The following is a 23,133-nucleotide window of genomic DNA, read 5'->3' as shown; positions in this document are numbered from 1 at the left end:
TTGGAGCGATCTGATCGACGGCGACGACGACAACGAGGCGCCGCTGGAGTTGGACACGCCCTCCCCTTCGCCTGCCGAGGCCGAAGCCCTGTCCGACCGGGTCGCCGCCGCCATTCGGCGCATGGGGGTCGACCCCAACGCCCTTCTGCCTCGTTCTCGCGTCGAAGAGGCCGCCCGCGCCTTCAGCAATGGCGACCCGGACGCCGCGCGTCAGATCGTGCGTCGCGTCGCGCCGGCCGCTGTCCGCAGCGTGTCTCGCCGCGTCCTCAGTGACGCCGAACTGCGCGCTGACGCCGAACGCTATGTCCGCAACTTCGCGGTGATGCTGAACGCCTCAGCCCGCGCCGGAGACAGCGCAGCGGTTCAGTCCAGCTTGGCGTCGGACAGCGGTCGCGCCTTCATGTTGCTGGATGCGGCGGTCGGCGACCTGGGCTAAGACTTTTGCGGACTTGACGGCGTTGGGAAGTTACAGCCTCTTGCACGTCACCGAACTGTCATGGATGGGGCTATGGCTGGCACGATGAACCAAATCGACAGTCGTGCCAGTGGTGATCGACGCCCTGGCATCATCATCTGCGCCTATGACGGCGACGACGACGGGTGGGATTTGGTGGAGGATCTGTCGGGCGAAATCTGGAGTCCCAGTGGGGCCCGCGCCGTGCCCATCGCCGCCGCCGATCCCGACGAACTCGCCTCGACCCTCGCCGCCCGTCTCGGCAGCGGGGAATGTCGGGCCGTCCTCCTGGTCGGACGCACGCAAAAGGGCGCCGGCTTCCGGGTCCAGATGCGCGCTGAAAACCGCACCCTCGACTACAAGCATCGCCTGTCCAGCACCGGGCCAGGCGTGGCCCGCACCACGGCGCCCGTCGCCGACATGGTTCGCGCCCTGACCGCCGCCGGGCTGCAGGCCGACGCCTCATCCGACATCGAAGAGGACGCCGGCTCCTACCTGCTCTACCGCGTGCTCTCGGACCTGCCGGATGGGCCGCTGACGCCGTCGATCGGCCTGTTGCGCGCGCCCGCCCCCGCCAACGAGGCGGCGGTGCGCAAGGGCGTCAAGGCCGCCGCCTCGGCCATGGCCAGCCACCTGACGCCGCTGCCGCGTGTCGGTTAACCCTCCTGGGTCGCAGACATCGACGAACGGGCGGTCTAGGGTTTTCGGATGACAGTGAGTCGCAACCTGATCGCCTTCGCCGCCTTGAACGGCGCCCTGGCCGTGGCGCTTGGCGCCTTCGCCGCGCATGGCGCCGGGCCGCAGATCAAGACCCTGCTGACCACCGGCGCCCAATACCAGATCGTCCACGCCGTCTTCGCCTTCGCCTGCGCCCAGTGGACAGGGGGCGGCGGGCTGGCGCGGCTTGCGGGCTGGCTCGGATCGATCGGCGGCCTCATCTTCTGCCTCGCCCTGGCGGCGATCGCCTTTCTCGGCGTACCGGCGTTCGGCGCAGTAGCCCCGATCGGCGGCCTGTTGATGATTGCCGGTTGGCTCTGCCTGGCCTTTGCGGCCTTGCGTTCTCGCCCCTGATTTCCTCGTAGAAAGACCAAGCATCCATGGCCTTCCCCACGCCCGCCGAGCCGCGTCGTGTGCTCCACCCCGAGATCGAGGCCTATGCCTCGGGTTGGATGCCGACCGAAGGCGTGCATGAAATCTATTACGAGGAGTCCGGCAATCCGCACGGCCTGCCGGTTCTGGTCCTTCACGGCGGACCAGGCGGTGCGGTCAATCCGGGCATGCGCCGCTTCTTCGATCCCGCCGTCTATCGCATCATCATGTTCGACCAGCGCGGCTGTGGTCAGTCGCGGCCCCACGCCTCGCTGGAAGACAACACGACCTGGACTTTGATCGACGATATCGAGCGTCTGCGCGCTCTGTGCGGCGTCGACAAATGGGTGGTGTTCGGCGGGTCTTGGGGTTCGACCCTGTCGATGGCCTACGCCATCACCCATCCTGAGCGGGTTATTGCGCTGCTGCTACGCGGCATCTTCCTGCTGACGAAGAAGGAGTTGCACTGGTTCTATCAGGACGGCGCCTCGATGATCTTCCCCGACGCCTGGGAGCGCTTCGTCGCTCCGATCCCCGAGGCCGAGCGCGGCGACCTGATGGCCGCCTATTACAAGCGGCTGATCGGCGATGACGTCGCAGAGCGCGAACGCTGCGCCGTCGCCTGGTCCAGTTGGGAGGGCGAAACCGTCAGCGTCGAGGGCCCCAACGCCCGCCCGGACAAGTTCGCCGAGCCCGACTTCGCCGTCGCCTTCGCACGGATCGAGAACTGGTTCTTCACCAACGCCGGCTTCTTCGAGGAGGACGGCTGGCTGCTGAAGAATATCGACCGGATGCGGCATATCCCGTGCTGGATCGCGCAGGGCCGGTTCGACGTGGTGACGCCGATTTCAGGCGCCTGGGCGCTGCATCGCGCCTGGCCCGAGGCCCATCTGCACATCGTCGGCGACGCCGGCCACGCCTCATCGGAACCGGGCATCGTCGACAGCCTGGTGCGCGCCGCCGACTGGGCCGCGAGCCTCAAGGCATGAAAAAGCCGCCGCGCAGGACAGCGCGGCGGCTATTTTCATTCTTAAAGATCAGAACCGTTTTGCGGTTCGATTGTCGATGCTCAACGCGCCAGGACCGGCAGTGAAGATGTACAGGAAGATGAAGCAATACAGGATGGCCGCGTCACCGCCGTTCACCGCCGGATACGGACTGCTGGGAAAGTGGAACATCCAATAGGCCACAGCCATCTGGCCGGAGGCGATGAAGGCGGCCGGACGCGTGAACAGGCCCAGGATCAGCAGCAAGCCCGTGATCAGCTCGATCACCCCCCCGATGCCGAACAGCGAGAGCAGCTCCTGCTGACCGGGCTCGGCCCCGGCCGGAAAGCCGAAGACCTTGATGACGCCATGCGCCAGGAACAACAGACCGGCGACGATCCTGAGCGCCGCCAAGGCGCGGGAAGACCAGCCATTCACTTGATTGAACATTCTCTTTCCTCGCCTTTTTGATGCGGTTGTTCACGGTCGGATCGCGTCCGACCGTGAAGCTTGATCCGAAAATCAGGCGGCGTCCACCAGCACGATCTCGGCGTCGGACAGCGCCTTGACCGTCACGACATCCTCCTGAGCGATGGCCGCGCCGTCGCGGGCGTTCAGCCGGACGCCATTGACCTCGAGCTCGCCCTTTGCCGGGACCAGATAGGCCCGCCGCGCAACGCCCAGCGGATAGTCGGCGCTGTCGCCCGCCTTCAGCGTCGCCGCCACGATCCGCGCATCGGTGCGGATCGGCAGGGCGTCCTTGTCGCCATCGAAGCCCGAGGCCAGGACTACGAACTGGCCTGACCGCTCGCCCTTGGGGAAGGGCTTGGTGCCCCAACTCGGCGCGTCGCCGCGACGGGTCGGCTCGATCCAGATCTGGAAGATCCGGGTCAGGTCCGGCTCGGCGTTGTATTCGGCGTGCCGGATGCCGGTTCCGGCGCTCATCACCTGCACATCGCCCGCGACGGTGCGGCCCTTGTTGCCCAGGCTGTCCTCATGGGTGATGGCCCCATCGCGGACGTAGGTGATGATCTCCATGTCGGCATGCGGATGCGGCGGGAAGCCCGTGCCGGCGGCGATCTCGTCGTCGTTCCAGACCCGCAGATTGCCCCAGCTCATCCGCTTGGGATCATAGTAGTTGGCGAAGGAGAAATGGTGTTTGGCGTTCAGCCAGCCGTGGTTGGCGCCGCCGAGGGATTCAAATGGTCTGCGCTCGATCATCGCATTCGTCCTTTCGCGTCGGAACCGTCCGACGCCTTTGCTTGACGCCAAGATAGAGATCGGCGACCGATCAGAAATAGAAACAACCGAAACTCATCGTTTCAGGACGCGAGGCCGCCCATGTCCCGCCTGCCCGATCTGGAAGCCCTAGCCATCTTCGCCAAGGTCGCCGACAGCCAATCCTTTTCCGGCGCAGCCGAGACGCTGGGCCTATCCAAAGCCACGGTGTCCAAGGCGGTGACGCGCCTGGAACAGCAGCTGAAGACAACCCTGCTCCACCGCACGTCGCGGCGCTTCGCCCTCACCGATGCAGGCCGAACCCTGGCAGCCCGCGCCGCCCACATGCTGGCCGAGGCCGAGGGCGCGGTGTCGGAAGCGTTGGACATGTCCGTCACGCCGCGCGGTCTGGTGCGACTGGCGGCGCCCATGTCGTTCGGCATGGCCTATGTGGCCCCGGCCCTGCCCGAGTTCCTCGCCACTCACCCGGACGTGTCGGTCGATCTGCACCTGTCGGACGAGGTCATCGATCTAGTCGGCGGCGGCTTCGATTGCGCGCTCAGGATCGCCGCTCTGGCCGATTCCTCGCTGACGGCGCGCAAGCTGCGGCCTGTAGCCCGCGCCCTGGTGGCCTCGCCGTCCTATCTGGATCAGCGGGGTCGCCCCACTCATCCCGACGATCTGGCCCGTCACGCCTGCCTCGGCTACGCCTACATGCCCAGCCCGGACACCTGGCGGTTCAGCAATGCGGCGGGTGAAGAAGTGGTGGTGCATCCGCGCGGGCCGCTGCGCGCCAACAACTCCGACGCCCTGACGGCGTCGTTGTGCGCGGGGCTGGGGCTATTTCCCCAGCCGGACTTCATCTACTGGAAGGACGTCGCCGACGGCCATCTCGAGACGGTGATGACCGACTGGCGCCTGCCGCCCATCGCCCTGCATCTGGTGGCGCCCAGCGGCGGACCGCGCCCGGCCAGGGTCACGGCCTTCATGGACTATCTGGCGGCGAAGTTCAGCGGACCGCTGTGGCCGGGCGATACGGTGGGGCGCTAACGCTCAACCGCACTTCACTTCGCGCACGATGTTCGTCGCCTCGTCATAGACGAAGTTCACCCGGTTCTCGCGATAGTCCATGGTCGCGGCGCAGGTAGTGCACAGCACACGGAAGGTCTGGCCGGCGGGCGCGGTCGGGACGGCCGAGCGGTTGCGCCCCACATAACTTTGATAGTCCGAAACCTTGCAGGCCTTGAAGGCGGTGTCCGATCCGGGCGCAGGCTCGGCGGTCTGGACCGGCGCGCAGGCCGACACGGCCAAGGCGCCAGCGGCCAACAGGGTGCTCACGATGATCTTCATGGTCGTCTCCTTGCGTCGGGGGGTCAGCCGCAGCGGACCTGTTCGATGATGCCGGTCTGTTCGTTGTAGAAGATGTTCAGACGATAGGCGGAGAAGTCCTGCGTCACCGGACAGGTGGTGCAGGTCACACGCCGATTGACGACATCCACCGGCACCGGGATCTCGGTCCGGGACTTGCCAACCAGATATTGCATCTCGCCGGCCTTGCAGACGTCTTCGGTTTGGGCGGTCGGCATGCGGCTGCCAACGGGCGGGTTGAGTTGAGCCTGCTCGACCGCACGCGGCGCGGGCGCCTCAGAAACCGGCGTCGAACAGCCAGCCAGCAGAACCAGTCCGATCAGGCCGCCTTTTCCCAGCGCCCTTCGTCCGTTTGACGCCAATAGGCCAGGTTCGCGCCCTGCCCCTTCAGCGCCTTCCAGCGTCCCCGCGCGTGTTGCAAAGCCGGCTCGTCGCGACCGTCGAAAATAATGAAGCATCGTTCGAACCCTTCCGTCCCGCCCAGTTCTGCGTCGTCGACTATGAACAGCGCCTGAGCGCCGTTCAGGTTCTCGCCCGTCTCGCTCAACAGCACAGGCTGGCGCTCGGCATGAGGCTGGTCGGCCCGGCCGTGCGGCAGGAAGCTGTCATCGCGAAACGTCCACAGCGTCTCGTCGACCTCGTCCAGCCGATGCGAATGCGACGATTTGATCATGGCGCGCCAGCCCCGCTCGATCGTCTTTTCGAGCAGGGTTGGCAGCACCTGATCCAGCGACGAACGCTCCAGGTGATAGAACCAGATTTCGGGCTTGTCGCTCACCCGGCTCTACCTCCCGACCGATCAGCCTTCGTAGGAATCCGCGACCATCCGGTCCAGAGTCCGCACGGCGAAGCCGACGCCGCCTTCCGGCACGGTGGGGCTGGGGCTCTTGTTGGCCCAGGCCGTCGGGGCGATGTCCAGGTGCGCCCACGGCACGCCGTTGGTGAAGCGTTGCAGGAACAGGGCGGCGGTGATCGAGCCACCGGCGCGGCCGTTGCCGGTGTTCTTCACATCGGCGATCTTGGAATCGATGTGCTGCTCGTAGATGGCCGGGATCGGCATGCGCCAGAAGTTCTCGCCGACCTTCTTGGCCGCCGCCAGGATCGGATCGGCGACATCGTCGGAGTTCGAGAAGACGCCGGCGTAATCCAGGCCAAGGGCCACGATCATGGCGCCCGTCAGGGTGGCCAGGTCGATCATGAACTTCGGCTTGAAACGCTCCTGCGTGTACCAGAGGGCGTCGGCCAGGACGAGGCGACCTTCGGCGTCGGTGTTGATGACCTCCACCGTCTGACCCGACATGGACACGACCACATCGCCCGGACGCTGGGCGTTGCCGTCTGGCATGTTTTCGACCAGGCCCAGAACGCCGATGACGTTGGCCTTGGCCTTGCGGCTGGCCAGGGCGATCATGGTTCCGGTCACGGCGGCTGCGCCGCCCATGTCCCACTTCATGTCTTCCATGCCGTCCGCCGGCTTGATCGAGATGCCGCCGGTGTCGAAGCAGACGCCCTTGCCGACGAAGGCCAGCGGCTGAGCGCCGGCTTCGCCACCGTTCCACTTCATGATCGCAAGCTGGCTTTCGCGACGGCTGCCTTGGCCCACGCCCAACAGGGTGCGCATGCCCAGCTTCTCCATCTCGGCCTCGCCGAGGATTTCGACTTCAAGGCCCAGGCTCTCCAGCGCCTTCACCCGCTTGGCGAACTCGGCCGGATACAGGACGTTGGCGGGCTCGGACACCAGATCGCGCGCGAAGATCACGCCGTCGGCCACCGCCGACAGAGGCTCCAGTGCGGCTTCCGCACCACGCAGGTCGGTCGTGACCACGCGGATGGCGGTGATCGACGGAATCTTGTCGGCCTTTTGCGTCGTGCGATATTTGTCGAAGCGATAGGCGGCCAGACGCGCGGCGAAACCGACGCGGGCGGCCTGCTCAGGCGACAGGTCCGAAGCGTCGATCGTCAGCACCTCGGCGCCCGACAGCTTGACCGCCGCATAGGCGTTGCCGCCGAAGGCCTCGACCGCCAGGTCGTCCAGCTTGTCCTTGGCGCCGGCGCCGACCAGCAGCACGGCGTCCGCTTCGACACCCGCCGGCGCGGCGATGCTCAGGCTCTGCCCGGCCTTGCCGGTGAAACGCCCCTTGCCCGCCGCCTTGGTCAGGGCGCCGTTGGCCTTGCCGTCCAGCGCGGTCCCGGCGGCGGTGAAGCTGCGATCTTCAAAAACCGGAACGGCCAGGATTTCGGCGGCGTCCACGGCGGCCACGAATTCGATCTTCATTCAATCAACTCCAGCCAGGCCCCACCCGGCGTCTGCAAACAGCAAAATGACAACGGCGCGTCTGCTTGTCGCGGACGCGCCCTGATGTGCTACTAGATGCGCCTCAATGTCGCCGCCTGCAACCGGGCGAAGTCCATCCGCCCATGACCCTGATTCAAAGATACCTTTTTCGCCAGATCCTGTTCCCTGTGATCGCCGCGTGCGCAGCGCTGGCGGGAATCGGGATTCTTAGCCAAAGCCTCGACCAACTCCAGGTCATTGTGGAGCGGGGTCAGAGCGTGTGGATCATGGTCAAGCTGACCCTGCTCGCCCTGCCGCAACTGCTGTCGGTGATTCTACCCATCGGTCTTTTCGTCGGCGCACTGATCGCCCTGACCCGTCTGCAACGCGAGCAGGAGCTGACGGCGGCCTTCGCGGGCGGCATGACCCGGTGGCAGGTCATATCCCCCGCCGCCCGCATCGCCGTGCTGGTCGCCTTGGTCACCTTGCTGGTCAACGTCTTCATTCTGCCCTGGGCGCAGCAGGAGGCGCGACGACAGGCGTTCGACATCCGCACCGACCTCGCCGCTCTCTTGGTCGAGGAAGGCCAGTTCGTTCAGGGGCCTGACGGCCTGACCGTCTATGTGCAGCAGATTGAGCAGAACGGTCTGTTGAAGAACCTGTTCGTCTATCTGGACGACAAGGACAAGGTCACGACCTGGAACGCGTCCGAGGCGCGCTTCAGCCGCGACGCCGGCGGCATTCCGATCCTGACCATGATCGACGGCTCGGCCCAGCGCTATTCTTCGGGCGGCGTGCTGGAGACGCTGTCGTTCGGGCGATACGATTTCTCTCTCGCGCCCTTCGTTGGGGTGACCGACACCATTCGCTACAAGCCGACCGACCTCTATCTGCGCCAGCTGCTGAATCCGACGGCCAAGGTGCTCGAGGTCGCCGGCTCGCGCGGCGAACTGCTGGCCGAGGCGCATTCGCGGCTGGCCTCGCCGCTCTACGCCATGGTCGCCATGGCCCTGGCGCTTTCGGCCATCCTGGGCGGCGCCTTCAGCCGCACCGGCTATACGTTGCGTATCGCCAAGGCGGCGGGCCTGTTCCTGGTCCTGCGCGTCGTTGGCTACGGCCTTGTCGCCGCCAGCGCCTGGAACGGCTGGATGAATGTGCTCCAATACGTCGTGCCGATCGTGGCCATTGTCGTCGCCCTGCGGGTTCTGTTCCGCGCGCTGAAGCCGCGTCGCAGCCGAACAACCGCCGCCCTGCGCGATCTGAAGGCCAAGTTCGCATGACCGCCGTCGCCGCCTCCGCCCGTCGCTCGCCGCATATCCCCCGTCTCGGCGGCATCGAACGTTATGTGCTGGTCCAGCAGCTGAAGTCGCTGGGCGTGGCTCTGGCCGTGATTTCGGCCCTCGTCATGCTGATCGACTTCGTCGAGGTCTCGCGCGGCGTCGGCTCAGCCCAGGATTTGTCGGCCGTGCGCATTTTCGGCCTGGTGCTGCTGAAGTCGCCCTCGGTCATCGTGCAGTTGATGCCGTTCGTCTTCCTGTTCGGCACCCTGTCGGCCTTCATCAGCCTTAACCGACGCAGCGAGCTGATCGCCATGCGCGCGGCGGGCGTCTCCGCCTGGCGGTTCGTCCTGCCGGCGGCCGGCATGGCCTTCGTCCTGGGAGTTCTGACCGTCACGGTCTTGGGTCCGATGGCCTCGGCCGGCGACGGTCTGTGGCAACGCGAACGCGCACGGATTTCCGGCACCGCGCCCGGCAGCGATCCCAAGGAGGCGATCTGGCTGCGCGAGGGCGACGATCAGCGCCAGATGATCATCCGCGCCGGCCAGCAGGACCGCGCCAACGCGCGCCTGCTGAACGTCAGCTTCTTCATCTATACGACCGCCCCCGGCGGCGGCCGCACCTTCTCCGAACGGATCGACGCCAAGTCGGCCTCTCTGAACGCCGGCAGCTGGCGCCTGACCGATGCGGTCGGCGCCCAGATCGGCCAGCGCGCCGTCACCTATTCCAGCCTGACCCTGGTCTCCAGCCTGGCGGATGACGAGGCCTTCGATCGTTTCGCCCGACCGCAGGCCACGCCCTTTTGGTCGCTGCCGAACCAGATCAGCCGAATCGAAAACGCGGGCTTCACCTCGACCGCCTATCGCCTGCGCTTCCAGCAACTTCTGGCCACGCCGCTGGTGTTCGCCGCCATGTCCATCCTGGCCGCCGCCTTCTCGCTGCGGATGATGCGATTGGGCGACCTGGCGCGCATGAGCGTGGCGGCCGTGGTGCTGGGCTTCGCCTTCTTCTTCCTGAACCAGTTTTCGTCGGCGATGGGATCGGCCGAGGTCGTGGCGCCCTTCGTCGCCGCCTGGCTGCCGCCTGTTCTTACGGCGCTCGCAGCCTTGACCTTGCTGTTCTATACCGAAGACGGCTAATCGGGCGCTCGCTTCTCAGACTACGGATGGCCTATGCAGGGTGATCGGCGCTTCGACGCTTTCAAAGCAAGGCTTCTCGCCGGTGCGGCCCTGGTCGCCTGCGCGCCCTTGGCGACGCCTGCATGGGCGCAAACGACCCCTCCAGCCGCAGCCGCGCCTTCCGACGGCCTGCCGCCCGAAGCGGTCTACGTCGATGCCGACAATGCGCGTCGCGAAGGCGACAACATCATCGTCAGCGGCACGCCCGAGAACCGCGCCTATGTCCGCACGCGCGGCCATGTGCTGCGCGGCGAGAACCTGTCCTATGATCTGAACGCCGGTTCGGCGACGGCCGAAGGCCGCGTCGAGGCCATCGCGCCCGATGGCACCGTGGTTTACGCCAGCCGTCTCGAGCTGGACGAAAATCTGGAGACCGGCGTCGCCGTGGATTTCGCCACGCGTCTGGCCAACGGCGCCAGTCTGATGGCCGCAACGGCTGTGCGCCGCAGCGAGAACGTCAGCGAACTGAACTACGCCCGCTTCACCCCCTGCCCGATCTGCGACGACGGCGGTCCCAAGACGCCGACCATCTCGATCCAGGCGGAAAAGGTGACGCAGGACGAGCAGTTGCGCGCGATCCTGTATCGCAACGCCGTCTTCTATATCGGGCCGGTGCCCGTCTTCTACACGCCCTTCTTCGCCCACCCCGATCCCTCGGTGGAGCGGGCCTCGGGCTTCCTGGTGCCGATCGTCAACTATGACGAGGGTCGCGGCGTCTCCGTCGAGGTTCCCTATCTGCACGTCGTATCGCCGTCCGAGGACTGGCTGATCAGCCCGCAGATCAACACCAAGGTCGCGCCGCTGCTGAACCTGCAATGGCGGCGACGGTTCGCCAACGGCATGATCGTGGCCCGCGGCGGCTACACCTACGAGCGTGAGTTCGGCGACTTCGATCGGGACGGCGACGGCGATTTCGAAAGCAACGTGAAGTTCGGCGATCGCGAACATCGCAGCTATCTGTTGTCGCACGGCGAGTTCGATCCGGATGGCCCATGGCGGTTCGGCTTCACGGCCGAGCGCACCTCGGACAAGACGCTGTTCGACCGCTATGACGTGCGCTCTCCGTATCAGGACAACGGCCTCTATTATGGCGACCGCCGTCGTCTGATCAGCCAGATCTACGCGGAACATCAGACCGATCGGTCTTACGTTTCGGTCGCTGCCTTCTCGATCCAGAGCCTGCGTCTGAACCCAGCCTTCGCCGCGACGGACTTCCGCGACGCTAATGGCTTCAAGGTGTTCGAGGACGACGACACCCTGCCCTTCGTCGCCCCCTTGATCGATGCCCGCTGGGAGCCGCGCGAGCTCGTCTTCGGCGGCCGGCTGCGCTTGAAGGGTTCAGCCGTCTCTCTCTACCGCGACGCTTTCGTCGGCGCGCCGATCTTGAATCCGGAGATCGTCCCGCCCGTCACGACAGGTCTGGCTGGCGTGGACAGCCGCCGCATCACGGGCCAGGTGGAATGGCGACGGGCGATCATCCTGCCGGTCGGCATGCGGGTGGAGCCGTTCGTCGATACGCGCGTCGATCTCTATTCCATGTCCGACCTGCCGCCGATGATGGGCATCGACAGTGACGAGACGGTCAGTCGATCCAGGTTCAGCGCGGGCGTGGACGTCACCTATCCCCTGATCAAACGCATCGCCGACGCCGACATCATTCTGGAGCCGGTAGGTCAGTTCTCGGTCTCCAACAAGGTCAGCCTGGACCGCCGCATTCCCATCGAGGACTCCCAGGTTCTGGAGTTGGACGAGTCGTCGCTGTTCCGCATGGATCGCTTCTCCGGCTACGACCTCCTGGAAGGTGGCGCGCGCGTGACGGCGGGCGGTCGCGCTACGATCCGCTGGGCCGAAGGTCGCAAGGCCAGCCTGTTCGTGGGACGCAGCTATCGCTTCGATCAGCAGGACGACTTCAAAACGTCGATTCCCGACGATCCTGCGCGTCTCTACGACCCGACAGGTCTGGCCTCCGAGACCTCGGATTGGGTGGTCCAGGGCGACTTCTCGCCGTCGGATCGCATCCGTAGCTGGTTCCACGCTACGGTGGACGGTTCAGGCGAGGTGCGCCGCGCCGAGGCGGCGCTGGACGGCCGCTGGGGGCGTCGCAACCTGGCCACCGTCAGCTACATTCTGGATCAGTCGAACCCCGTCGACGGGCCGCTGAACCGCAACTACGAATTCGTCCAGTTGGCCGGCCAGCAGTTCGTCTTCCAGAACTGGGGCTTCACCGTCGCCGGCATCGCCGATCTGGACCAGAACGAGATCACGCGGTCGGAAGTCGGCGTGCTGTTCGACGACGACTGCCTGCGGTTCGAACTGGGCTATCGGCGGGACAACACCCGCGCCCGGCCTGGCGGCCCGTCGGAAGGCATCTATGTGCGCCTAAACCTCGCCACTTTCGGAGGTTCAGGTTATGGACAGGGCGATATGCGTTGAGCATGACGCTTTACGGGGCGCGACCGCCTGCCGGCCTGGCTGGCGGACCGCTGTGAGGAATCAGGACGACCAATGGGTTTGATGCGTTATTCGACGGGGGCTGCGCTCGCGGCAGTCCTCCTCGCCGGTTCGGCCTATGCCCAGACGGCGCCCGCTCCGGCACAGACCCCCACGCCCGCGCAGGGCCCCGCGGCCGGCGCGCCGAATCCTGCGGCTGAAGAGGCGCCGACGACGGCGCGCGCCGAGCCTCAGTTCGAAATGGCCGACGGCATCGTCGCCACGGTCAACGACAAGATCATCACCGGCTATGACCTTCGTCAGCGCATGCTGATGCTGATCGCCTCGTCGCAGGTCCAGCCGACCGAGCAGAACCTGCCCGCCATTCAGCAGGCCGCCCTGAACGCCCTGATCGAGGATCGCCTCAAGGATCAGGAGATGGCCAAGTTCGAGAGCCTGAAGGTCACGGACGAGGAAATCGACGGCGAGATCGCCGAAATGGCCCGCGCCGCCGGCACGACGCCGCAGGCTTATATGCAGTTTCTGCAACAGGGCGGCATCCAGCCCGCCGCGTTCCGCGACAACCTGCGCACCCAGATCGGCTGGAGCCAGCTGATCCCGGGTCGCTTCAACAGCCGCGCCCGCGCCAGCACCCTGCAGGTCGATCAGGAAGTCCGTCGCCTGAACGAGGCGGCGTCCAAGCCTCAGTTCCTGCTCGGGGAAATCTACATCGACGCCGCGCGCGTCGGCGGCGCGCAGGCGGCCCTGAACGGCGCCCGCCAGCTGGTGCAACAGATCATCCAGGGCGCGCCGTTCCAGGCCGTCGCCCAGCAGTTCTCCGCCGCCCCTTCGGCCAGCGCCCGCGTCCCAGGCGATGCAGGCTGGGTGGTCAAGGATTCGCTCCAGCCGGCTGTGCAGTCAGTGTTGGGACAGCTCCAGCCGGGCCAGCTGTCGAACCCCATCGTCGTCGATGGCGGCGTCTATATCCTCTACCTGCGCGACAAGCGTGACGGCGCCTCGACCAGCCTGGTTTCGATGAAACAGGTCATGGTCGAACTGCCTGAAACCGCGTCGGAGGCCGATGTCGCGGCCGCGACCGCCAAGCTGGAAGGCCTGCGCAACGGCCTGACCTGCGACAACATCATCTCCCAGGCCCGCGCGACGCAGGGCGTCTTGGGCGCTGATCTCGGTGAATCGGATGTCGCCAACCTGGCGCCCCAGTTCCAGCAGTTCGCCCGCACCGGCGAAATCGGTTCGGTCTCCACGCCGATCCGCACCCCGCTGGGCCTGCACCTGGTCGCCGTCTGCGGTCGTCGCGTCGGCGGGCCGGAAGCGCCGAACCGTCAGCAGGTCGAAAACCGTCTGCGCGCCCAGAACTTGGCCGTGCTGGAGCGCCGCTATCTGCGCGACCTGCGCAGCGACGCCCTGATCGAGTTCAAATGACCCCAGCGGTCGCGCCTCTGGTTCTGACGCTGGGCGAACCCGCCGGCGTCGGGCCGGAGATCGTGGCCGCCGCCTGGAAAGCGTTGCGCGCCGACCAGACGGCCTTTGCTGTGATCGGCGACGCGGCGCTGATGCGGACGCAGGGTGTTCCCGTGGCCGAGATCGGGGTTCCCGGCGACGCCGGCGGCCTGTTCGGATCCGCCCTTCCCGTCATCCATCGCCCCCTGCCCGCCCCGGTCGTGGTCGGGTCGCCCGATCCGGCCAATGCCTCGGCCGTCGCGGACGGCATCGAGGAGGCGGTCAGCTTCGCCCTATCCGGCGAGGCGTCCGGCGTCGTCACCGCCCCGATCGCCAAGGCGCCGATGTACGCCTCGGGCTTTCGCTTTCCCGGCCATACCGAGTTCATTGCCGAACTGACGGCCGATGCGCCATACGCCGGTTCGCGCGGCCCGGTGATGATGCTGACGGCCCAGAACCTGCGCGCCTGTCTCGTCACCATTCACGTCGCCTTGGACCAGGTGCCGGAACTGGTCACAGCCGAGCGTGTCGCCCGCACCGCCCGCGTTGTCCACGAAAGCCTGAAACGCGACTTCGCCATCGCCCGCCCGCGCCTGGCCATGGCGGCCCTGAATCCCCACGCGGGCGAAGGCGGCGCCTTGGGCCTGCAGGAACTCGACATCCTGAGCCCCGTCGCCGAACAGCTTCGCGCCGAGGGCATCGACATCACCGACCCCAGACCCGCCGACACCCTGTTCCATGATCAGGCGCGCGCGACCTATGACGCCGCCATCTGCATGTATCACGACCAGGCCCTGATTCCGGTCAAGACGCTGGACTTCTGGGGCGGGGTCAATGTCTCCCTCGGCCTGCCGATCATCCGCACCTCGCCCGATCACGGCACCGGCTTCGACATCGCCGGCAAGGGCGTCGCACGTCCGGACAGTCTGATCGCCGCCATTCGCCTGGCATCGGAGATGGCGGCGGCCCGCGCCGCGCGCTAACAGGGCGTGTGACCGACCTTCCCTCCCTCCGCGAAACCCTCGACGCCCACGGCCTCTCGGCCAAGAAGAGCTTCGGCCAGCATTTCCTGCTGGACCTGAATGTGACGCGCAAGATCGTGCGTATGGCCGGCCCGTTCGAGGGGCGCGCCGTCATCGAGGTCGGCCCCGGCCCCGGCGGCCTGACCCGCGCCCTGCTGGAATCCGACGCCGGCGCCGTGGTCCTGGTGGAAAAGGATCCGCGCTTCATTCCCTTGCTCACCGAACTGGACGACGGCTCCGGCCGCCTGACCATCGTCGAAGCCGATGCGCTGAAGGTGAAGGAGGCGGATCTGGTCTCCGGCCCGACCCATCTGGTGTCCAACCTGCCCTACAATGTCGGGACGCCTCTGCTGATCAAATGGCTGACCGGCTCATGGCTGCCCCACAGCCTGACCCTGATGTTCCAGAAGGAGGTCGCAGAGCGCGTCGCCGCAGGCCCAGGCGAGGACGCCTACGGCCGTCTGGCCGTCATCGCCCAAGCCGTCTGCACCGCCCGCATCGTCATGCATCTGCCTGCCGCCGCCTTCACCCCGCCGCCCAAGGTGGCCTCGGCCGTCGTCCATCTGGTTCCGCTGGATGAGCGCCCGTCGCCGGAACGCCTGAAGAAGCTGGAACGCGTCACCGCCGCCGCCTTCGGCCAGCGCCGCAAAATGCTGCGGTCCAGTCTGAAACAGCTGGGCGGCGCCGCCCTGTGCGAGGCCGCTGGCATTGAGCCCGACGCCCGCGCCGAAACCATCGATGTCGCCGGCTTCCTGCGACTGGCGGATGCCCTTCAATGACCGTCGAACCGTTCCGCGCCATCTCCGTCAGCCGCCTGGCGCATCAGCTCAAGAGCGAAGGCCGCTCGATCATCCATATGGAGTTCGGGCAGCCCTCCACGGGCGCGCCCGCCGCCGCTATTGCGCGGGCACATCAGGTGCTGGACGCCGACGCCATGGGCTATTGGGAAAGTCCCGATCTGCGCGCCCGCATCGCGCGCCTGTACGACGAGCGGTACGGCGTCGCCGTCGATCCCAACCGCATTCTGCTGACCTGCGGCGCCTCCCCGGCCCTGGTTCTGGCGCTCAGCACCCTGTTCAAGCCCGGCGACCGGATCGCCCTGGCCCGGCCCGGTTACGTCGCCTATCGCAACACGCTGCGCGCCCTTCATCTTGAGCCGGTGGAGATCGCCTGCGGTCCCGACACCCGCTTCCAGCTGACCGCCGCCCAACTCCAGGCGCTGGATCCCGCCCCCGCCGGCGTCATCATCGCCAGCCCGGCCAATCCGACCGGCACCATCATCCCGGACGCCGAGCTGGCCGCCATCGCCGAGGTCTGCCGCGCGCGCAACATCGCCATCGTCTCGGACGAGATCTACCACGGCCTCAGCTACGTCGGCCCAACGCCCTCGATGCTGCAGTTTGCGCCCGACGCCGTGGTCATCAACAGCTTCTCAAAATACTGGAGCATGGCGGGCTGGCGCCTGGGATGGCTGCTGGTCCCGGAGGACCGGATCGACGCCGCCCGCGCCTATATCGGCAACATGTTCCTGACGCCGCCCAGCCTCAGCCAGCATGCCGGTCTAGTCGCCATGGACGCGATCGATGAGCTGGAAGGCCATATCCAGACCTACGCCCGCAACCGCCAGCTGATGCTGGAGGCCCTGCCCGCGCTGGGTCTGCGCAAGATCGCGCCCCCCGACGGCGCCTTCTACATCTGGGCCGACATCGGCCATCTGACGAACGACAGCGTGGCCTTCTGCGAGCAGTTGCTGCGCGACACCGGCGTCGCCACCGCGCCCGGCGTCGATTTCGACCCCGTCGAAGGTCACCATTTCATCCGTTTCAGCTTCGCCGTCTCTACCACCGAAATCGAAGACGCCTTGAGCCGCCTGCGGCCTTGGTTCGCGGCCCTGGCTTAAGCCGCCTTCGCCGGCGCCGCCGTCGATGTCGCCCGGTGCAAGGCGTCGTAGAGCTTCTTCGGCTCCAGCGGCTTCGCCAACCAGTCCGTCATACCGGCCGCATAGCAGGCCTGCACCTGTTCGGCTTCCGTGCCCGCGCTGAACCCGATCACAGGGGCGTCCGCATTGGGCCCGTCCGACGCCCGCAAGCGCCGTGTCGTCTCGTTGCCGTCGATGCCCGGCATATTCACATCCATCAGCACCACGTCGAACGCTTTCTCCGACAGCAGCGCCAGCGCCAGATGGCCGTCCGAGGCCGTGGTCAGATCGACATCCAGCGGCTGAAGCACGAGCGAGATCGTGCGGCGATTGATCTCGTGATCGTCCACGGCCAGCACGCGAAGCCGCCGGGCCAGAACGGGCGCCGCCGTCTCCTGCCCGTCCAAAGCCTGCGTCGGCTGACCCGCTGGCAGATCGACACACACGGTGAAGGCCGCGCCCTGCCCCGGCGTGCTCTCGACTGTCAGGTCGCCGCCCATCAACCGCGCCAGCTCCCGACTGACGGTCAGCCCCAAGCCGGTCCCGCCATAGGTGCGCGCCACCTCGGCGGACCCCTGCGCGAAGGGTGTGAACAGCCGGTTCATCGCGTCTGGCGCAATGCCGGCGCCTTGGTCGATGACGGTCAGGGTCAGACAGTGCTTCCCGTCGCCACGCGGCGCCGACGCTTCAAGACGGATCGCGCCCGACGGTGTGAACTTGATCGCGTTGGACACAAGATTGTTGATGATCTGGCGCAGACGATAGGGGTCTCCGCGCAGCCACACCGCCTCGCTGTCCACGCCCGACATGTCCAGCGTCAGTCCCTTGTCCGCCGCTGGCGCCGCCCAGAACCGCACCGTATCGCGCATCAAATCGCCCAGCTCGAAGTCGCGGCTTTCCATCGCCATCGCCCCGGCCTCCATCTTGGAGTGGTCCAGCAGATCGTTCAGCATGCCGGTCATCAATCGTCCGGCGTCGATGATCAGGTCGGCCGTCTCCTGGCGGTGCTCCGGCGACTTGCCATCACGAATGACATGGGCGCCGGCCAAGATGGCGCTGACGGGCGTGCGCAACTCATGGCTGACGATCGCCGCCATCGCCGCACGATCGGCCATGGCCGCCTGCGCCTGCTCCAGCCGCGTCTCTGCTTCCGCCCGGGATTTCACCTCGGCTTCGCGTGATCCGTGCACTCGCCAGTAGATGTTCAGCACCATGCCGACGAATAGGACAGCGGACAGGGTCATGACCACGACCCCGCGGGTATCGCCCTGGATCACCTTGATCGCCGGCATCAATGCCAGCGCCGCCAGATAAGGGCTGCCGCCGATGAAGAAGATCCGACGCGAGGCGATGCCGGACGCGACATTGGTCAATAGCCCGCCCGCCATCGTCAGGGCGGCGAGCGTCACAAGCGCTGGGTGATTGGTGGACCAGACCATCAGGGCCATCGCGGCATAGGTCGTCGCCATCACGGTGGTGGACGCCAGAGCGACAAACACGGACAGCGGGCTCTGCGAAGCTTCGGCGCGTCTGAACGGCGCCATAGCCCACAGTTCGAACGCCTGAACCAGAACCGCAACCGCCAGCCACAGCGGAACCCATCGCAGCATTCCAGCTTCGTTCATGGCCCAACCGACCAAGGCGGCCAGCAAAAGCCTGACCGGGACCTGCTTGACCCTCTCCTTGGCGCTGCTGGCCAAGAGAGGCGCGATCGAATGAAGAAAGCCCATGACACCCCCGTTCACCGCCTGACGTTAGGTCAAGAGGGCGAACAGGACGTAAACCTGAGCCGTTGGGCAGCTACGGGACATTCCCTATGGCCGCGTTTACCGTCCGAAATCTTCTGGGCGGCAAAACAGCATCAGTAGCGTAGCGTTGAGTACCCCACAGCGCCGCAGGTCCCCACGGCCTGTGGCGCTGTTTTTTTCAGACCGCTTCGTTCAGAAGGGCGGCCTTGTAGTCGCCGACCCACAGGTTCCTGAACCGGCGCGAACGCTCGGCATGATAAATGTGGGCCAGTTCGGCGTAGGACCGGTCGAAATCCTCGTTCACCAACACATAGTCGAAGGCGTCGCAGTGTTCGATTTCACTCTTGGCGTTGGCCACACGGCGCTCGATCACGTCGTCGGCGTCCTGTGAGCGGGTGACGAGACGGCGACGCAGCTCTTCCAGGCTGGGCGGCAGGATGAAGACGCGCACGGCGTCCTCCGGGCATTTCTCGGCGACATCGCGCGCACCCTGCCAGTCGATGTCGAACAGCACGTCGCGTCCCTCAGCCAGCGCCTTGTCCACAGGCCCGCGCGGGCTGCCGTAACGATTGCCGTGGACGTCCGCCCATTCCAGGAAGGCGTCCTCGTCGATCAGGCGCTGAAACTCGTCATGGCCGACGAAGTTGTAGTCGCGCCCATGCACCTCGCCCGGCCGGATGCCGCGCGTGGTCATCGAGACCGACAGCTCCAGCCCGCCATGATCGGCCATCAACCGGCGGCACAGCGAGGTCTTGCCGGCGCCCGAAGGACTGGCGACGATCAGGAGGACGCCCCGGCGGGGGCTGCGTTCATTCGACATTCTGGACCTGCTCACGCAACTGTTCGATGACGGCCTTGAGCTCCAGGCCGATTCCGGTGAGCGCGGTCGTAGCGGATTTCGAGCACAGCGTGTTGGCCTCACGCATGAATTCTTGCATCAGAAAGTCGAGTTTCCGCCCGGCGGGCGCCGAGGCCACAAGCTGGCGCGCCGAGGCGACATGGGCGGTCAGCCGATCCAGCTCCTCGCGCACATCGGCCTTTGTCGCCAGAGCGGCGGCTTCCAGGAAAATCCGGTCCTCAAGCCCCGGCGCATCGGGCGCCAATTCAGAAATTCGGCGCGTGAAGCGATCACGGATGGCCTCGACCTGCGCAGCCGCCTCGCCTTCCGCCTGGACGACCAGCGCCTCGATCCGAGCGATGAATTCGTCCAGTACCGGCGTCAGTTGCGCGCCCTCGTTCTGGCGTGACGCCTTCAGCGCATCCAGCGCCTTTTCAACTGTGCGGGTCATGGCCGCCTCGACCGCCGCCCGCGCCTCGGGATCATCCACCTCTTCGGGCGCCTCGATCACGCCGCGCAGGGCCAGAAGGCCGTCGGCAGACGGCGGCGTTGCGCCGTCTTCAGCCAGTTCGTTCGCCAGCGTCAGATAGCGCGCAAGCACGGCGGCGTTAATTGTGACTGCCGCCTCGCCGGCGTCGGCTCGCTTGGCCTGAACGCCGATGGTGACTTGGCCCCGCGCAAACCGCGCCTGGCCAGCCGCCTTGGCCGCGCGCTCCAGCCCGTCGAAACCGTTTGGCCCACGGAATCGGACCTCCAGATTGCGCCCGTTGACCGAACGCGCCTCGACCGACCAGGTCCAGCCTTCACCGGCCCCGTCGGCCCGGCCAAAGCCGGTCATGCCAGATAGCGTTCTCATCGCGGCCCCTGCGTCGCGCCGGCAGGAAGGGTGATCGTCGCCTGACCGTTCTCGACCGACGTGGCGGCCGGCTCACTCGTCATCGGCGCCGCAGTGGTTCCCGGCGTGGCGGGCGGCGTCGCTTCCGGCGGCAGGCCCGCCTTCTGGCGCTCGATCTGACGCCACCGCGCGACGTTCTTCAGGTGCTCGTCATAGGTCAGGGCGAAGGCGTGTCCGCCGGAGCCATCCGCCACGAAGAACAGCGCCGGATCGGCCGGCGGGTTCAACACGGCCTTGACCGCCTCCTTGCCCGGATTGGCGATTGGCGTCGGCGGCAGCCCGTTGATCTGGTACGTGTTCCACGGCGTCGGCGCCAGCAACTCCGAGCGCCGGATGCCGCGCCCCAGCGGCCTTCCCTTGGTCACGCCATAGACGATGGTCGGGTCGCTCTCCAGACGCATCCCGGCGCGCAGGCGGTTCGAGAACACCGCCGCCACGCGGGGCCGCTCCGCCGCCAGCGCCGTCTCCTTCTCCACGATGGAGGCCAGGATCACCGCCTCCTCCGGCGTACGCGCCACGGTCGCGGGCGACCTTTGGCTCCACAGCAGGCGCAGGTTCTCGGTCGCCGCGCGCTGCATCCGGTCGATCACCGACTGACGCGTATCGCCGCGCGAAACCTCATAGGTGTCGGGCCACAGGCTGCCTTCCTCGGGCGTTTCGGCGACCGTCCCGGTCAGCACCGCCTCCTTGTTCAGGATGTCCACCGCCTGCAACGACGACCAGCCCTCTGGCAGGGTCACGAAATGGCGCACCACCCGCCCCTCGACCAGCAGGTTCAGCACCCCGGCCAAGGACGTGCCGGACGGCACCTCGTATTCGCCGGCCCTCAACCGACGATCTGCGCCCGTCAGGGTCGCCGCCGCACGGAACAGGTCCGTCGAACGGATCACACCCGCCGCCTTCATCCGCGCGGCGATGGCCGAGACGCCCGACCCGCTGGGCAGGGTGATCACCGTCGTCTGCCCCTGCCGCGCGGACGGTCCCGGCGCATAATAGACCGCCCAGACGGCGATCAGCGCCACTAGCAGGAACAGGCCGAAGGTCGCGGACGCGGTCAGCAGCGAGACCGTAAAACCCGACCGCCCGCTGGATTTCTCGACCCGCCCGCGCCCGAACATCTCAGTCGACCTTCTTGAAGATCACCGAGGCGTTGGTGCCTCCGAAGCCGAAGCTGTTGGACATGGCCACATCGATCTTCATCGGCTTGGCCTTGTTGGGGACCAGGTCGATGGGCGTCTCCATCTCGGGATCGTCCAGATTGATCGTCGGCGGCGCGATCTGATCGCGGATCGCCAGCACGCAGAAGGCCGCCTCGATGGCGCCCGCCGCGCCCAGCAGGTGTCCGGTCATCGACTTGGTCGAAGAGACGGTCAGGTTCTGTGCATGATCCCCGACCAGCCCCTCGATCCCCTTCAGCTCGATCCAGTCGGCCATGGTCGAGGTGCCGTGGGCGTTGACATAGTCCAGGTCCGACGGCTGCAGACCGGCCCGTTTCAGCGCCGCCTTCATGGCCCGCACCCCGCCTTCGCCGTCCTCGGACGGGGCGGTGATGTGATAGGCGTCGCCGCTCATGCCATAGCCCACGACTTCGGCGTAGATCTTGGCCCCGCGCGCCTTGGCGTGTTCGTATTCTTCCAGCACCAGAATGCCGGCGCCCTCGCCCATGACAAAGCCCGCATGGCCGCGGTCATAGGGACGCGACGCCTTTTCAGGCGTGTCGTTATAGGCGGTGCACAGCGCCTTGCAGGCCAGAAAGCCCGCGATGCCGATCGGCACGACCGAGCTTTCGGCCCCGCCCGCCACCATCACGTCCGCGTCATCCAGCGCGATCATCCGCGCCGCATCGCCGATGGCGTGGGCGCCGGTGGCGCAGGCGGTCACCGCCGCATGGTTCGGCCCCTTCAGGCCGTGGCGGATCGAAATCTGGCCGCCGGCGAGGTTGATCAGGGCGCTGGGGATGAAGAAGGGGCTGACGCGACGCACGCCCTGTTCCTTCAGCACGATCGCCGTGTCGGCAATGGGGCCCAGGCCGCCGATGCCGGAGCCGACCATCACGCCGGTGCGCTCCTTGTCCTCGTCTGTTTCGGGCTTCCAGTTGGCGTCGGCCAGGGCCTCATCCGCCGCCGCGATGGCGTACAGGATAAAGTCGTCGACGCGCTTCCTGTCCTTGGCGGACATGATCTTCTCGGGATCGAAGTCGCCTTCGCCGCCGCCGCCGCGTCCATCCACGCTCGGCACTTCGCCGGCGATGGTGCAGCCATAGCCCGTAGTGTCGAACGACGTGATCGGGCCGATGCCCGAGCGTCCCTCGACGATGCCTTTCCAGCTCTTCTCGACGCCCCAACCCAGGGGGGTCAGCAGACCGATGCCCGTAACGACGACGCGGCGCATGGTGCGTGCTCCCTTATCTCCAGCCCGACCCTTCGGAATCATTGCGGATTCGCGCGGGTCAGAAACAGTAAAGGCCGCCGGGCGTCTCCGCTAGGAGCGCCGGGCGGCCCTGTGAACCGTCAGCCTGTTCGGCCGAGATCGGCGACTGAGATCAGCCGGCCGACTTTTCGTCGATGAACTTGACCGCATCGCCGACCGTCTGGATGTGCTCAGCGGCGTCATCCGGGATCTCGATGTCGAATTCTTCTTCGAAGGCCATCACCAGCTCGACGTTGTCGAGCGAGTCGGCGCCCAGGTCGTCGATGAAGCTGGCCTTTTCGGTGACCTTGTCCGGATCGGCGTCCAGATGGTCGATGACGATCTTGCGAACGCGCTCGAGGGTGTCGGACATGAGTGTCTCTCTGCCTGTTTGAAATCGCCGTAGAGGCGGGGGTAGCTCAGAAATCGCCGTCTCACGGCAGCGATGGCGACGCAAGCCCGAAAGCCCGAACCGCCGACGCATTCAACCCTTTAGCACAGGCTTTCGGGCTGGAAATAGTCTGTTGCGCGACGTGATAAGGGCCGCAGCCCTTAAATCATCGCCAT

At 66.6% G+C, this 23,133-nt stretch carries 23 protein-coding genes and 1 pseudogene; 12 read left to right on the top strand and 12 right to left on the bottom strand.

Annotated features, from left to right (window positions below; translation table 11 throughout):
• The 4 genes and pseudogenes from RT123_RS11765 to pip all read left to right on the top strand — a co-directional run.
• Positions 1–436: pseudogene (locus RT123_RS11765) on the top strand (tipN); the annotation flags it as partial.
• A 72-nt stretch (positions 437–508) separates the two neighbouring features.
• Positions 509–1,114 carry a hypothetical protein gene (locus RT123_RS11760; protein ID WP_066551667.1) on the top strand — a complete coding sequence of 202 codons (606 nt, stop codon included), beginning with the start codon at positions 509–511 and terminating at the stop codon, positions 1,112–1,114.
• A 48-nt stretch (positions 1,115–1,162) separates the two neighbouring features.
• On the top strand, positions 1,163–1,525 hold the full coding sequence (locus RT123_RS11755) for a DUF423 domain-containing protein (protein ID WP_174085782.1): 363 nt from the start codon (positions 1,163–1,165) through the stop codon (positions 1,523–1,525).
• Positions 1,526–1,551: 26 nt separating this feature from the next.
• Positions 1,552–2,532 (top strand): prolyl aminopeptidase, encoded by a 981-nt coding sequence (gene pip, locus RT123_RS11750; protein WP_066551669.1) that lies wholly within the window; start codon positions 1,552–1,554, stop codon positions 2,530–2,532.
• 48 nt (positions 2,533–2,580) lie between these two features.
• Here pip and RT123_RS11745 read toward each other — a convergent pair whose 3' ends face one another.
• Together RT123_RS11745 and RT123_RS11740 are read right to left on the bottom strand one after the other, a co-directional pair.
• The gene (locus RT123_RS11745) at positions 2,581–2,979 is read right to left on the bottom strand and encodes a DoxX family protein (RefSeq protein ID WP_174085783.1); all 399 of its coding nucleotides are present in this window, start codon (positions 2,977–2,979) and stop codon (positions 2,581–2,583) included.
• Between the two features lie 72 nt (positions 2,980–3,051).
• Positions 3,052–3,750: a pirin family protein gene (locus tag RT123_RS11740; RefSeq protein WP_066551670.1), complete on the bottom strand. Its 699-nt coding sequence runs from the start codon at positions 3,748–3,750 to the stop codon at positions 3,052–3,054.
• Positions 3,751–3,870: 120 nt separating this feature from the next.
• Here RT123_RS11740 and RT123_RS11735 point away from each other — a divergent pair, with 120 nt between their 5' ends.
• Positions 3,871–4,797: a LysR family transcriptional regulator gene (locus RT123_RS11735; RefSeq protein WP_066551671.1), complete on the top strand. Its 927-nt coding sequence runs from the start codon at positions 3,871–3,873 to the stop codon at positions 4,795–4,797.
• Positions 4,798–4,800: 3 nt separating this feature from the next.
• On the opposite strand, the gene RT123_RS11730 is transcribed toward RT123_RS11735, so the two are convergent.
• From RT123_RS11730 to RT123_RS11715, 4 genes are all read right to left on the bottom strand, one after another.
• A complete protein-coding gene (locus RT123_RS11730) occupies positions 4,801–5,097 on the bottom strand; it encodes a hemolysin (protein ID WP_066551672.1) in 297 nt (98 codons plus the stop codon).
• Positions 5,098–5,120: 23 nt separating this feature from the next.
• Complete coding sequence (locus RT123_RS11725) at positions 5,121–5,333, bottom strand: hypothetical protein (protein WP_039247977.1); 213 nt, start codon at positions 5,331–5,333, stop codon at positions 5,121–5,123.
• A 101-nt stretch (positions 5,334–5,434) separates the two neighbouring features.
• Entirely contained in the window at positions 5,435–5,893 is a 459-nt protein-coding gene (locus tag RT123_RS11720) for a DNA polymerase III subunit chi (protein WP_055755192.1), read from the bottom strand.
• Between the two features lie 21 nt (positions 5,894–5,914).
• Complete coding sequence (locus tag RT123_RS11715; RefSeq protein WP_313009305.1) at positions 5,915–7,390, bottom strand: leucyl aminopeptidase; 1,476 nt, start codon at positions 7,388–7,390, stop codon at positions 5,915–5,917.
• A 143-nt stretch (positions 7,391–7,533) separates the two neighbouring features.
• On the opposite strand from RT123_RS11715, the gene RT123_RS11710 reads away from it, so the two are divergent.
• The 7 genes from RT123_RS11710 (at position 7,534) to RT123_RS11680 (ending at position 16,658) form a co-directional block, all read left to right on the top strand.
• Complete coding sequence (locus RT123_RS11710; RefSeq protein ID WP_055808672.1) at positions 7,534–8,670, top strand: LptF/LptG family permease; 1,137 nt, start codon at positions 7,534–7,536, stop codon at positions 8,668–8,670.
• Positions 8,667–9,806 (top strand): LPS export ABC transporter permease LptG, encoded by a 1,140-nt coding sequence (lptG, locus tag RT123_RS11705; RefSeq protein WP_313009304.1) that lies wholly within the window; start codon positions 8,667–8,669, stop codon positions 9,804–9,806. The genes RT123_RS11710 and lptG overlap by 4 nt, the downstream gene beginning before the upstream one ends.
• 33 nt (positions 9,807–9,839) lie before the next feature.
• Positions 9,840–12,278, top strand: coding sequence for an LPS assembly protein LptD (locus tag RT123_RS11700; RefSeq protein WP_313009303.1), 2,439 nt, complete (start codon positions 9,840–9,842; stop codon positions 12,276–12,278).
• Positions 12,279–12,350: 72 nt separating this feature from the next.
• Entirely contained in the window at positions 12,351–13,718 is a 1,368-nt protein-coding gene (locus RT123_RS11695; RefSeq protein ID WP_313009302.1) for a peptidylprolyl isomerase, read from the top strand.
• Entirely contained in the window at positions 13,715–14,719 is a 1,005-nt protein-coding gene (pdxA, locus tag RT123_RS11690) for a 4-hydroxythreonine-4-phosphate dehydrogenase PdxA (RefSeq protein WP_313009301.1), read from the top strand. Before RT123_RS11695 ends, pdxA begins: the two co-directional genes overlap by 4 nt.
• Before the next feature lie 8 nt (positions 14,720–14,727).
• Entirely contained in the window at positions 14,728–15,537 is an 810-nt protein-coding gene (gene rsmA, locus RT123_RS11685) for a 16S rRNA (adenine(1518)-N(6)/adenine(1519)-N(6))-dimethyltransferase RsmA (protein ID WP_313009300.1), read from the top strand.
• Positions 15,534–16,658 carry an aminotransferase class I/II-fold pyridoxal phosphate-dependent enzyme gene (locus tag RT123_RS11680; RefSeq protein ID WP_313009299.1) on the top strand — a complete coding sequence of 375 codons (1,125 nt, stop codon included), beginning with the start codon at positions 15,534–15,536 and terminating at the stop codon, positions 16,656–16,658. The genes rsmA and RT123_RS11680 overlap by 4 nt, the downstream gene beginning before the upstream one ends.
• Here RT123_RS11680 and RT123_RS11675 read toward each other — a convergent pair.
• The 6 genes from RT123_RS11675 to RT123_RS11650 all read right to left on the bottom strand — a co-directional run bounded on the left by RT123_RS11675 (position 16,655) and on the right by RT123_RS11650 (position 22,939).
• Positions 16,655–18,406 (bottom strand): ATP-binding protein, encoded by a 1,752-nt coding sequence (locus tag RT123_RS11675; protein ID WP_313009298.1) that lies wholly within the window; start codon positions 18,404–18,406, stop codon positions 16,655–16,657. The two genes, RT123_RS11680 and RT123_RS11675, sit on opposite strands and share 4 nt — an antisense overlap.
• A gap of 196 nt (positions 18,407–18,602) precedes the next feature.
• Positions 18,603–19,244, bottom strand: a complete 642-nt coding sequence (gene gmk, locus RT123_RS11670) for a guanylate kinase (protein ID WP_313009296.1) — start codon at positions 19,242–19,244, stop codon at positions 18,603–18,605.
• The gene (locus RT123_RS11665) at positions 19,234–20,118 is read right to left on the bottom strand and encodes a YicC/YloC family endoribonuclease (protein WP_313009294.1); all 885 of its coding nucleotides are present in this window, start codon (positions 20,116–20,118) and stop codon (positions 19,234–19,236) included. The genes gmk and RT123_RS11665 overlap by 11 nt, the downstream gene beginning before the upstream one ends.
• Positions 20,115–21,275 carry an endolytic transglycosylase MltG gene (gene mltG / locus RT123_RS11660; protein WP_313009293.1) on the bottom strand — a complete coding sequence of 387 codons (1,161 nt, stop codon included), beginning with the start codon at positions 21,273–21,275 and terminating at the stop codon, positions 20,115–20,117. Before mltG ends, RT123_RS11665 begins: the two co-directional genes overlap by 4 nt.
• 1 nt (position 21,276) lies before the next feature.
• Entirely contained in the window at positions 21,277–22,548 is a 1,272-nt protein-coding gene (fabF, locus tag RT123_RS11655) for a beta-ketoacyl-ACP synthase II (RefSeq protein WP_165116384.1), read from the bottom strand.
• A gap of 151 nt (positions 22,549–22,699) precedes the next feature.
• The gene (locus RT123_RS11650) at positions 22,700–22,939 is read right to left on the bottom strand and encodes an acyl carrier protein (RefSeq protein ID WP_008264317.1); all 240 of its coding nucleotides are present in this window, start codon (positions 22,937–22,939) and stop codon (positions 22,700–22,702) included.
• Positions 22,940–23,133 lie beyond the last annotated feature (194 nt).

Source organism: Brevundimonas vesicularis (assembly GCF_032067225.1).
Lineage (GTDB): Bacteria > Pseudomonadota > Alphaproteobacteria > Caulobacterales > Caulobacteraceae > Brevundimonas > Brevundimonas vesicularis_F.
The sequence above is the reverse complement of the archived record's forward strand: the minus strand, read 5'-3'. Positions and strand labels throughout refer to the sequence as shown.